Annotated in this window: 9 protein-coding genes and 1 pseudogene; 5 read left to right on the top strand and 5 right to left on the bottom strand. The window is 60.0% G+C overall.

What is annotated here, in order from left to right; all coding sequences use genetic code 11:
- The 4 genes and pseudogenes from QWB57_RS11920 to QWB57_RS11905 form a co-directional block, all read left to right on the top strand.
- A pseudogene (locus tag QWB57_RS11920) lies at positions 1-1,092 on the top strand (NAD-glutamate dehydrogenase domain-containing protein); the annotation flags it as partial.
- An 84-nt stretch (positions 1,093-1,176) separates the two neighbouring features.
- Positions 1,177-1,947 carry an NAD kinase gene (locus tag QWB57_RS11915; RefSeq protein ID WP_223628542.1) on the top strand — a complete coding sequence of 257 codons (771 nt, stop codon included), beginning with the start codon at positions 1,177-1,179 and terminating at the stop codon, positions 1,945-1,947.
- A gap of 45 nt (positions 1,948-1,992) precedes the next feature.
- The gene (locus QWB57_RS11910) at positions 1,993-4,632 is read left to right on the top strand and encodes an EAL domain-containing protein (protein ID WP_288969695.1); all 2,640 of its coding nucleotides are present in this window, start codon (positions 1,993-1,995) and stop codon (positions 4,630-4,632) included.
- 25 nt (positions 4,633-4,657) lie between these two features.
- Positions 4,658-5,548, top strand: a complete 891-nt coding sequence (locus QWB57_RS11905) for a 5'-nucleotidase (protein WP_223628780.1) — start codon at positions 4,658-4,660, stop codon at positions 5,546-5,548.
- Positions 5,549-5,565: 17 nt separating this feature from the next.
- Here the strand turns inward: QWB57_RS11905 and QWB57_RS11900 are convergent, their stop codons facing one another.
- The 5 genes from QWB57_RS11900 to QWB57_RS11880 form a co-directional block, all read right to left on the bottom strand.
- The gene (locus QWB57_RS11900; RefSeq protein WP_288969694.1) at positions 5,566-6,108 is read right to left on the bottom strand and encodes a DUF2939 domain-containing protein; all 543 of its coding nucleotides are present in this window, start codon (positions 6,106-6,108) and stop codon (positions 5,566-5,568) included.
- 65 nt (positions 6,109-6,173) lie between these two features.
- Entirely contained in the window at positions 6,174-7,343 is a 1,170-nt protein-coding gene (locus QWB57_RS11895) for a DUF4785 family protein (protein ID WP_223628548.1), read from the bottom strand.
- Between the two features lie 21 nt (positions 7,344-7,364).
- Complete coding sequence (locus tag QWB57_RS11890; RefSeq protein WP_223628550.1) at positions 7,365-8,237, bottom strand: hypothetical protein; 873 nt, start codon at positions 8,235-8,237, stop codon at positions 7,365-7,367.
- 165 nt (positions 8,238-8,402) lie between these two features.
- Positions 8,403-9,848 carry an exodeoxyribonuclease I gene (sbcB, locus tag QWB57_RS11885; protein ID WP_288969692.1) on the bottom strand — a complete coding sequence of 482 codons (1,446 nt, stop codon included), beginning with the start codon at positions 9,846-9,848 and terminating at the stop codon, positions 8,403-8,405.
- A gap of 8 nt (positions 9,849-9,856) precedes the next feature.
- Positions 9,857-10,498 carry an energy transducer TonB gene (locus tag QWB57_RS11880; RefSeq protein WP_223628555.1) on the bottom strand — a complete coding sequence of 214 codons (642 nt, stop codon included), beginning with the start codon at positions 10,496-10,498 and terminating at the stop codon, positions 9,857-9,859.
- Positions 10,499-10,589: 91 nt separating this feature from the next.
- On the opposite strand from QWB57_RS11880, the gene serS reads away from it, so the two are divergent.
- On the top strand, positions 10,590-11,565 hold a 976-nt coding region (gene serS / locus QWB57_RS11875), incomplete at its 3' end, for a serine--tRNA ligase (RefSeq protein WP_288969691.1).

Genomic DNA, 11,565 nt, shown 5'->3' with positions numbered 1-11,565 from the left:
GGCTTGCTGGATCGGCAGATCGAATTCCTGCCGACCGATGCTGAAATTGCCGAACGCAAGCTGCGCGGCCAAGGTCTGACCCGGCCGGAGCTGTCCATCTTGCTGTCGTATTCGAAACTGGTGGCATATCCGCAGTTGCTGGCTTCGGATGTGCCGGAAGATCCGTACCTCTCGAAGGAGCTGGTGCGTTACTTCCCCGAGCCGCTGCAAAAAAAATACACCAAAGCGATGGAAGGCCACCGCCTGAAGCGCGAAATCATCGCCACTGCGGTCACCAATTCAACCATCAATCGCATGGGCGCGACTTTCTTGATGCGCATGCAGGAAGACAGTGGTCGCAGCATCGGTGAGATCGCCCGGGCCTATACGATTACCCGGGAAACCTTGGACGCCCGCGAGTTGTGGGCCAAGATCGACGGGCTGGACGGCAAGGTGCCGGGCAGTGTGCAGGTGGATGCGCTGCAAGTCATTTGGGAGCTGCAACGCGGCTTCACCCGCTGGTTACTTTCGCGCCCCGGTGCAGTACCGGCGATTACCACTGCGGTGGAGCGTTACCACGATGGCTTCCGCGACATTCGTGCTGGCGAAGGCATTTTGCCGCCGTCGCAGCGTCCGGTGTACGAGGCCAGCCGCAAGCAATGGCGTGAAAAAGGCGTGCCGACGGCATTGGCCGATCAGCTGGCCGCATTGCCGTACCTGCAAGCCAGCCCCGACATTATCGAGTTGGCGCGTGAGCGCAAGATGCGCCCAATCGACGTGGCCAAGGTGTATTTCCGCCTGGCCGATGCCCTGCATGAGCCGTGGTTGAGCGAGCAAATCGATGGGCTCAAGGTGGATGGCCGTTGGCATGCCGTGGCACGCGGCGTGCTGCGCGACGAATTGGCGGCACAAATGCGCGCACTGACCGGCCTGGTGTTGGCGATGCCGGGCAAGGATGCCGATGCCAAGGTCAAGGCGTGGCTGGAACGTGACGACAGTGGGCTGCGTTTCACCCTGGCCATGTTGACCGAGTTGGCAGCACAAAAAACCCTCGATTACCCCACCTGCTCGGTGGCGGTGCAACGCGTGGCACAGTTGGCGCAACGCGGCTAAGCGTCCTGTTGCAAGTTGCCCTCTCCCGTTCGCGGGAGAGGACAGCGAACGCGGGCGCTGGCGGCTCTTGCTATCCTGCTGCGCATGACGAATCCCCGTATTGCCCTGCTAGCCAGCCCGACCGATGACGCGCAAGCCGCATTCGCGGCATTGGTCAAGCGCTACGGTACCCATTCCCCGCAAGATGCCGACGTCATCGTCCCCTTGGGTGGGGATGGCTTCATGCTGCAAACCCTGCACCGGTACGCCCATTTGGGCAAGCCGGTGTATGGCATGAAGTTGGGGACAGTGGGATTTTTGATGAATCATTTTCGAGAAGACGATGATTTATCGACCCGCATTGATACCGCCGAACCCGCCGTGCTGCACCCGCTGGAGATGCTGGCACAAACCGAGTCTGGTGCCAGCGTAAGCTCGTTGGCGTACAACGAGGTATCGTTGTTGCGGCAAACCCGGCAGGCTGCACATGTGGGTATTGAACTCAATGGTGAAGTGCGATTAGACGAGTTGATTTGCGACGGCGTGATGCTGGCAACACCTGCTGGCAGCACGGCTTATAACTTCTCTGCACATGGCCCGATTTTGCCGCTGGGGGCCAATGTGATGGCATTGACTCCAATTGCTCCATTCCGGCCACGGCGCTGGCGCGGTGCTGTGCTTAAATCCGGCACCGAGGTGCGGTTTAGGGTGCGGGATCCACACAAGCGTCCGGTCAGCGCCACTGCGGATTCGCATGAGGTGCGCGATGTGACTGAGGTCTTGGTGCGTGAGTCACGTGATCGACAGGTGACACTATTGTTTGATCCGGAACACAATCTGGAAGAACGCATTCTGATCGAGCAGTTTGCAGTGTAAGGTTTGCCGGGCAAGGAGCGCAGCATGGTCCCATCAGGAAGCACGATGCCATTTGCCATTGACAACACCAGCACCGTGCCAGACCCAACATCACCCTCACGACGGGTGCCCGCGTGGGCGTGGGCATTGCTGGCATTCTTGCTGGGTATCGGCCTGACGTTGTGGTTGGCCTATGGCGAAAAGCAACGTGATATCCGCGATGCGCTGCATGGGTTCACTATGGAAACGGTGAAGATTGCCGGCAGTATCCAAACCCAACTCGAGCAGTGCGAGCGCTTGATTCGCGCATTTCAATCGGTGTTCCTGGCATCCGACCAGGTGACTGCTGATGAATACGCACGCGCTTATCAAAACATGCAAACCAATACCGAGGTGCGTATTGGTTTGCTGGCATTGGCCTATGCACAGCGGCAGGTGAAGCCAGATGGCGATCACTTTCCGACGTTATTGTTTGCACCACAGCCTGGAAACGAAGCCATACGTGGGCTGGACGTGGCCACCCAGCCGATGAATCTTGAGGCTCTGTTGCGCAGCCGTGACAGCAATCAAGTGGCGATGTCGGCCCCGTTTCGTTTGGTGCAAAGCGGCAACGGCAACAAGCATTCAGATGGCTTTATCTTGCGGTTGCCGGTGTACGCGGCGGGCCAGGTCCCGACCAGTGTCGACGCACGGCGGCAAGCGCTGGTTGGCTCGATCGGTGCATCATTCCGGATTGATGATTTACTCGGGGCGGCCATTCCCAGGGATCCGATCGCATTGGCGGATGTCACCATCAATGATCTGACCGATGGCGAGCCTCGAACCTTGTTTGCTCGCCACTTTGATGCCCCGGCATCGTTGCCTGCGCATGTGGTGAAAGTGCAGTTTGGCGGTCGCTTGTGGAGTGTTACTGCGCATGCGAGGCACGATATTTATGCGGCCGGCAATTGGAAGACCGTGCTGTGGGTCGGGGGCGTCATCAGCATGTTGCTGGCAGCACTGACGTGGTCGCTGGCCAGCACTCGCGAACGTGCCCTGGTGTTGGGAACCGCGCTGAGCCAACGGGTTGTCGCCAGTGAGGAACGTTTTCGGCGGCTCAATGAACTATTGCCTTGCTTGGTTTTGCTGATTCGAAAAGATAACGGCGCAATCGTATACCGCAATGCCGTGGCGCGGGAGCGGCTTGCGGACCGGCTCGAGTTGGCCGGTTTGCCTCTGTCAGAGCCAGTCGCAAAGGATGCTGCTGCATCGCCAGTTGCCGGCACAATGGCCGGTACTGACATCCAGCTGCAGGCCGCCGACGGCAGCTTGTTTTGGGCCAGCACCTGGATCAGCAGTATAGAAATTGACGGTACCCCGATGTGGCTGTTGGTGGCCAGCGATAACACCGTGCAACGCCAGTTGACCGAGAAATTGGGATATCAGGCCAGCCATGACTCGTTGACGCGTTTGTACAACCGCCGTGAGTTTGAAGCGCGGGTACAGACCTTGCTGGCCAGCCCGGCGCGTGACGACGGTGCATTGCTGTTTTTGGATCTGGATCAATTCAAGTTGATCAATGACACATCCGGTCACCGCGCTGGGGATGAATTGCTGGCGCAGTTGGCCGCGGTGATGCAGGAAAAGTTGCGCCCGGTTGATGTGCTGGCGCGCTTGGGTGGGGATGAGTTTGGGGTGTTATTGCCAGGCATCATTGAACTTGAATCTGCGGTACAGGCCGCCGAGCGGCTGCGCCGCTGCATTGAGGCCTTCATATTCGGTTGGGAGGGGCGCACTTACACCAGCAGTGCGAGTATTGGTGTGGTCATGCTGCGCAATGCGAGCTCGATGCAGGCCTTGTTTACCCATGCCGATGCTGCCTGTTACTTGGCCAAGGAAGCCGGCCGTAATCGCATTCATGCCTATGCCGAAGATGATGCCGCCATTACCCACCGGATGAGCGAGATGGAATGGGCCAACCGGGTGCGTGATGCACTGCGTGATGACCGATTGTTACTGGATTATCAAGAGCTGCATGCGTTGCAAGCAAATGCTATCGGTGGCGTGCACATCGAGCTGCTACTGCGCTTGCGAGGCGAGGATGGTGGCGTAGTGCTTCCGGGTGCATTTCTGCCCGCAGCCGAGCGCTATGGATTGATGCCGCAGATCGATCGTTGGGTCGTTGAAACCGCACTGAGTCAGCTGGATCGGCTGCATCCCGATGGCGCAGATTTGGCGAACTGTGCCATCAATTTGTCGGCCGCCAGTTTGGAGGATGAGGGTCTGTTTGATCGCATTGCCGAGCTTTTGACCGAGCACCGCGTGACACCGCAGCGGGTGACCTTTGAAATCACCGAGACTGTGGCTATGCGTGATTTTGCTGCCTCCAGTGTGTTGATTTCGCGCCTGCGCGGCTTGGGCTGCAAAGTGGCACTGGATGATTTCGGTGCAGGCATGTCCTCGTTCGGGTATTTGAAAAATCTGGAACTTGATGTGGTGAAAATCGACGGCAGTTTCGTGCAGAATCTGGCCGGGGATGCGATGTCGCAATCCATCGTGCGTGCGGTGACGGAAATTGGTCACCTGCAAGGTTTGCAAGTGGTAGCCGAATGGGTGTCATCACCGCAGCTGTTGGCCATGCTGGCCGCGATGCAGGTCGACTACGCGCAAGGCTTCGCCTTGCACCATCCGCAGCGCGTGTGCTTCCAGCGTAATGGCAATGATTGATTCGCCCGCGCGTGCTGCGGTTGCAATGCCGCTGGTGGTGGCGATTACCGCTCGGGCATTGTTTCACATGGAAGACAGTCATGCTTTGTTCGAGCGTGAAGGTATTCAAGCCTTTGCCGATTTCCAGCGCCAGCGTGAAGATGACGTGCTGCCGCCTGGTATCGCATTCCCGTTGGTGCGCAAGTTGTTGGCACTCAACCAGGGGGCCACCGTGGATGCGCCGCGAGTTGAGGTGATCTTGCTATCACGCAACTCCTCGGATACCGGCCTGCGCGTGTTCAATTCGATCCAGCATCATGGCTTGGATATTCGGCGCGCCACCTTCACAGCTGGTGCTCCGGTGTGGCCCTATATCAAGCCGTTTGGTGCGCAGCTGTTCTTGTCGGCCAATCCAGAATCGGTACGTGCGGCGTTGGCGGCAGGTGTCGCAGCGGCCACTATTTTGCCGGAGCGTGCCAGTGAGCCGCGCCAGCGCCAATTGCGCATCGCCTTCGATGGCGATGCGGTGATTTTTGGTGATGAAAGTGAGCGTGTATCACGCGAGCAAGGCTTGGAAGCGTTTGGACGACACGAGCGCGCATTGGCGCATGAACCACTGTCGGGTGGACCGTTCCGTGGGTTTTTGGCCGCATTGCACGGGCTGCAAGCAGCGTTTCCGGTGGGTGAGGATTCACCCATACGCACCGCCTTGGTCACTGCGCGTTCGGCACCCGCGCATGAGCGCGTGATTCGCACCTTGCGCGAGTGGAATGTGCGGTTGGATGAAGCCTTGTTTCTGGGTGGGCGCGATAAAGGCCCGTTCCTGGAAGCGTTTGGCGCCGATATTTTTTTCGATGACTCACCTCATAACATCGATTCGGCACGTCGGCATGTCGCTGCTGGCCACGTTCCGCACGGGGTGGCCAACGCCGATTGAACGCGGTGTTGCAATGCTTATAGGGGCAAACGCAAGCCGTCCAATTTCCACGCCAAACCGTGCCGATGAAATTCGAAGATCACTGGCTGCCCCTCGGCATTTTGTACGGTGGCGGTGAGCAGGCTTGTGGATTCGAAATGGGTGACGGCTGTCTTCAATGGATCATTGGGGGGGGCCTTGCCGGACGTCGAGATAGGCGTACTTCTGGCCAATGAGCTGCCCTGCAGCAGCACGGCAAACCCTTGTGGCGAGGTCATGGCATCAATCGCCGGTTTGGCTAGCATGACGGTGACTTCTCCCACGTTGCGCGCGCTCTGCGTATTGCCGGTACGGGCGAGAATGCTTTGTGCGATTTTCTGTTGCAGCTGCGGGCGCACGCTTTCGCGCAGGCTGTCGAAATCGACAAAACGCCAAAGTTCCTGAGTCTGACCGCGGGCTACCAGATCGCGGATGCTGTGGATGGCAAGGAAAGGGCCGGCAGCCACATAGCCCAACACGGCAAGTAGCAGGAGCAGGAGCGGGCTGGCCAGCAACCAGCGGGTGCGAGAAGTGAGTTTCATGTGTGCATCCTGCAAAAATGCAGACGGCCGGGCAAGCCCGGCCGTCGCCTCAACCTGTACGCCAATCAGAAACGTGCCGCGTGCGCACGAATTTCCAGCGGTGCCATCCGGCTTTGGTCATGCAACTCCAACTGCTGCAGTTCATACGGTGCGCCATAGCCGCTGGGCAGATGCGCTTTGGAGAATGGAAGTTGCAGCGTGTGCTGGCCGGGCTGCATCCATGCCGCCGCATGGGCCTCACTCACTGCCCGTAGCTGGCCATCGGGTGCAGTTGCGTACAAGGTGCCCCTGGCTTCGTAACGCCCTGCAGATGCCGCTTGCACCGGCAGGCTGACGTGCAAGTCCGCAGACTGGGCAACGCTGCCATTGAAGCGTGCGGTCGGTTGGCCTACCGCAAATGCGGTGCGCACATCGCGCGGGGTGTCGCCCAGCATGCCGAACACTTGCAGCTCCCAAAGCCCCGCCACACGGTTGTTGCGCAGTGCTGGTGTGAATATCGCTTCCAAGCTGCCATCGGTGGCACGCTGCACCTTGACGGGCGCATTGCTGCCATCAGGTGCTACCAGCAAGGCCTGCGCCTGCAAGGGCAGAGCCTGTGCAGCACGACTGGCGACAATGCTTACGCGCATGGTTTGGCCGGCCAACACCGCATTTCGATTGGCTTGCGCGTTCAAGACGATATCGCTGGTCGGCTCGAACACATGCACCACGTAGTTGCCGCGGGCATTGGTGGCGCGTAGCTGGACGTGCCCGGCACCGCTGCCTGCGCCCAGCCGCAGCACTTGCGTGCCATTGCTGACCGGCATGCCGGCTTGTTGCAGGCTTTGCGCATCGGCCAGTTGTGCGATGGCAATGGAGCGACGACCGGCCGTAAACGACAGTGCATCTGCTGGCAAAGGGGCTGCGCCTTGCGCCGGGCTGATGCGAATCAGTGCGCCGGCGGTGGTCATCGGCAAGTCCACACCTTTGGCCAAGGTTGCAGCATCCACCGTTTGCCAATATTCACGACTATCGGCGGCCAGTGGCGCTGGCTGTGTCAATGCAGCAGTGGGATCCAAGGCCCAGGCAAAAGTCACCGGCTTACGCTCGATGACGCCTTTCGGTGCCGGCTGGGTACTCAACAGGGTGGGAACTTGGTCGCTGGTGGTTGCTGGCAGCAAGCGTTGCGCGGCGTGGGCGGCTTGGGCCATGCCCAGTACGAGGACGCAGGACAGGCCAAGGCGAGAGATATTCAAGGTGTGCATGGTGGTCTGGCCTCACTTCATGTCGTTGCGCAGGACGGTGTCGAGGCCAAAGCAGGCGCGCCGGCTTTGGTTATGGCTCAGCGGCTCTTGGCCTGCCATCTTCGATTTGTCCTTGAACCAGACCGCGCCGGCGGCCGATTGGCTGCTGCAATTGAGGAAGCCATCGGAACAGCTATCCAGCCACCATTGCGTGGTTTCCAAACCTAGGTTTTCCGCATATCCGCCGCAGTAGCTATCGCTATCCCATACGGCAGTTTCCACGTCGGTACCGACGACTGCGCGGAACAGCTTGGGCAGTGATGGCCGTCCGGAGGTGCCATACAGGTTGTTGGCGTTGTAGCTGGCCATCCAGCTGACTTGTTGTTGGCGTACCGCATCCGACTTATAGCCCAATAGCCAGCCCAGTGAAGTTTCAAATACATTGCCGTTCAGCACGGCATCGGCCAACGGCGTACCGGCAGAGGAGGGTGCCAATGCGTCTACCCGCACGATCTTGTTGATGATGTTGGGGTAGCGACTGTCATAGGTTGGGTTGGACATCACCCAGCGCATGACGTTGCCGCCATTGGAATGGGTGATGATGATCAGGCGGGTGATGCTTTTGCTTTGAATGAAATTGGTGAGCTGGTCGGCCAGGCACCCCGCAGCACGGCTATCCCACATGTATTGATTGAAATCGCAGTTGACCACCACGTAATTGGATGGATTGGCCAAGCCGCCGCGGACATTATTGACCATGGCGGGTTGCCAATAGTCTTGATAGGCATTGGTTTGCTTGCCGGTGCCGTGGACAAAGGCAACGCCGGTGACATCGGCGGCATAAGCGGTGGTGGCAGTGAATGCGGCGGCGCAAGATAACAGCGCGGCCAAGGCGACTTTACGCATGGACTCTCCCCAAAGGATGCCGCGTGGCCTGCGGCGGGCTTTGTCAACAACCCCGACAGCACCCCCGTACTGTCCGGTACGGCGAGCATACGCATCGGTATGGCAAAGTCATGCCGCACTGCGGCATCGGTCACAGTTTTGAGGCTGACTGGGGATTCTCGAGGCTTACGCCAGCTCGCGGGCGCGCTGTTGGCCCCAATCTTCCAGCTGATCCAGCAGCACTTGTTTGCGGCCATCGCCCACATGGGCGGCGCGCAGTTCGCTGATTTGTGCGAAGAACTGCTCCAGTGTCAGCTCGGACTGGCCAACATCCGTCAGCAGGCGTTGGCGGCGGTAGCTGTCCCACTGTGCCTGTTCGGACGGCAGCAGGCTGTCTGGCCAGTTGCGGGCGCGATAGCGCAGCAACAACGCGGACAGGCGGGTATCGCGGAATGCGAACTGTGCTTTTGCCAGCAGTTGCGGCGGGGTGCCGCGGACTTGCGCGCACAGTTTTTTGTCGGCATCACCGATGAAGCCATCGTACAGCGCAGCATCGGCATCCACCGGCGTCGCCGCACGGTCTCGTGCGAACACCCGGCGCATTTTTTCGGCGATGGCAGGGCCGTGCATACGCAGCCGATCGGCGCGTTGCTGCACGATCTCGGGGCTGATTCCAAGGCGCGTGAAATCGCTCTGGCGCAGGTGTTCCCAGCGCACCAGTGCCGGGCATTTGTTGGTATGAATTTCTTTCAGCGCAACCCGCGTTTCACCTTCGGGCAAATCGGATTGGCGAATGTACAGACGCTCGGCGATGGCGTCGGCATCCAAGCTCAGCAGCGGTTCGGGATCGGTATCCAAATCCACGGCAATAAAGCGCGATGGAATCGACGGGTGCTGCGCCAACGGCAATACCGGCGCGGCGCACAGGCGCACTGCCGGGTAGCGCTGTGAAATATGCAGCAGTGGTGTCATCGCAATGGGGTCCAGCAAGGATGCGGCAAAGCGTTTGTCGCGCAGGCGCAGTGCGTAGTCCCAGAGTTTGGGCTGATGCCGGCGAAACAGGCGGGCAAGGCCGATCAATGCACGCACATCGCTCAGTGCTTCGTGCGCGATGCCTTCACGCAGGCCGTTGTCTTCGGCCAGATGCTCCAGTTTGAAGCTGGTGCCTTGGCCATCCTCACGCTGCCGCCACACGATGCCATCGGGGCGTAGTGCATGCATCAGGCGCAGTGCATCCAGCAAATCCCAACGCGAGTTGCCGGCGCGCCATTCGCGCTCATACGGGTCATGAAAATTGCGATACAGGCCATAGCGCACGAACTCATCATCAAAGCGCAATGAGTTGTAGCCGGCGCTGCAGGTGTCCGGGCGGCCCATGGCATCCAATATGCGAGCGAACGCAGCGGCCTCGTTGACCCCATCCCGCAATGCGGCTTGCGGAGTGATGCCGGTGATCAGCGTGGCGATCGGTGCGGGCAGCAGGTCATTGGCGGGCTGCACGAAGAAGCTGATGGGCTCGCCGATTGGCTGCAGCTGCGCGTCGGTGCGGATCGCGGCAAATTGCGCGATGCGGGTTCGGCGTGGGTCGGCACCGAAGGTTTCTAGGTCGTAAAACAGAAACGAGGCGGACATCCTTGCGCTTACCGTACTGGAGAAAACACGATAGGCACTCGAACTTCGCTGGCAACCGGTTGCCCGTTGCGGGTGGCCGGCTTGAATTGCCAGCGACGGACAGCATCCAATGCCGCGCGATCCAGGTCGCGATTGCCGCTGCCTTCGGCTACTTCAACCTTCGCCACACTGCCATCGGGTGCGACATTGGCGAGCACCTTGACGGTGCCCCCCACACCACGCCGCAACGCTGCTTGCGGATAGCGCGGAGCGGGTGAGCGTTGCGCAACAGCATCGTTGATGACAGGTGTGGATGCAGGTGGTGCAGTGGTCGGAGGAGGGGAAGCTGGCGGGTGGGGTGCCGGTGGTCTTGCAGGTGGCGGAGGTGCTACAACGGGCCCATCCTTGGGCAGACTCAGGCCGCTGGCATTGCTGCCGGGGTTGCCATCGCCACTGGCCAGATCGGGCGGCAGCGGGGCAGGCAAGGTGCTGGTCTGGCTGGCGCTGGCGTCGGTGCCATCCGCTTTATAAAAATCATAGTGGTGGCGCGATTTCAGCCACACCAGAAGAAACAGCAACAGGCCAGCGGCAAAAGCGATTGCCAGCACTTTTACTGCCTGTGGTGGCAAAAGTGGCGTGCGTGCGTTCGGGGTGGAGTCGGGTGCGGACATAGCTGCATTCTGGCATGTGCAAGGCGCAATACCGCCATCGGCGATCTGCTCAGGCGATAATAGGCATTCCCTGACCGTCCTGCCCGCGCCCATGCTTGATCCCAATTTGCTGCGTTCCAACCCTGCCGAGCTTGCCGACCGCCTGCGCACCGCGCGCGGTTTCGAGCTGGATGTGCCTGCACTGGAGGCGTTGGAGGCCAGCCGCAAGCAGATTCAGATCCGCACCCAGGAATTGCAGAACTTGCGCAATACCCGCAGCAAGCAGATCGGCATGCTCAAAGCCAAGGGCGAGGATGTGTCTGCGGTGATGGCCGAGGTGGCCGGCTTTGGTGAAGAGCTGAAGGCTTCGGAAGTGGAGCTGGAGCGCATTCGCGGCCAGATCGAAGCGATCGCGTCGGGTATCCCCAATCTGCCGGATGCATCGGTGCCTGCCGGCAGTGATGAACATGGCAATGTTGAGCAGCACCGCTGGGGCAGCCCGCGTGTGTTCGACTTTGAGGTCAAGGATCACGTGGAATTGGGCGCACGCCATGGCTGGTTGGATGGCGAAACCGCCGCCAAGTTGTCGGGTTCGCGCTTCACCGTGCTGCGTGGGCAACTGGCCCGCCTGCATCGCGCATTGGCGCAGTTCATGCTGGATCTGCACAGTGGCGAGCATGGCTACGAAGAAACCAATGTGCCGGTGATCGTCAATGCCGATTCAATGCGCGGCACTGGGCAATTGCCCAAGTTCGAGGAGGACTTGTTTTCCACCCAACTGGGCGAGCACAAGCGGTATTTGATTCCCACCAGCGAAGTGCCGCTGACCAATATCGTGCGCGACGACATCCTCGATGCCGAGCGACTGCCGCTGCGGATGACCGCGCATTCGATGTGCTTTCGCTCCGAAGCCGGCAGCGGTGGTCGCGACGTGCGCGGCATGATTCGCCAGCATCAGTTTGAGAAAGTGGAACTGGTCAGCATCAGCAAACCCGAGGAATCCGACGCCGAACACCAGCGCATGACCCTTTGCGCAGAGGCTGTGCTGGAGAAACTGGGCCTGCCGTACCGCCGCATGCTGCTGTGCA

The organism is uncultured Thermomonas sp., assembly GCF_937872235.1.
GTDB classification, from domain to species: Bacteria; Pseudomonadota; Gammaproteobacteria; order Xanthomonadales; family Xanthomonadaceae; genus Thermomonas; species Thermomonas beijingensis.
Note: the sequence above shows the minus strand (reverse complement) of the source record. Positions and strands in the feature narration are given on the sequence as shown.

Coding starts and splice junctions, on each gene's coding strand:
- QWB57_RS11905 (WP_223628780.1), top strand. CDS start 4,658: ATGCCGCTGGTGGTGGCGATTACCGCTCGGGCATTGTTTCACATGGAA.
- QWB57_RS11910 (WP_288969695.1), top strand. CDS start 1,993: ATGCCATTTGCCATTGACAACACCAGCACCGTGCCAGACCCAACATCA.
- QWB57_RS11900 (WP_288969694.1), bottom strand. CDS start 6,108: ATGAAACTCACTTCTCGCACCCGCTGGTTGCTGGCCAGCCCGCTCCTG.
- QWB57_RS11890 (WP_223628550.1), bottom strand. CDS start 8,237: ATGCGTAAAGTCGCCTTGGCCGCGCTGTTATCTTGCGCCGCCGCATTC.
- QWB57_RS11880 (WP_223628555.1), bottom strand. CDS start 10,498: ATGTCCGCACCCGACTCCACCCCGAACGCACGCACGCCACTTTTGCCA.
- QWB57_RS11915 (WP_223628542.1), top strand. CDS start 1,177: ATGACGAATCCCCGTATTGCCCTGCTAGCCAGCCCGACCGATGACGCG.
- sbcB (WP_288969692.1), bottom strand. CDS start 9,848: ATGTCCGCCTCGTTTCTGTTTTACGACCTAGAAACCTTCGGTGCCGAC.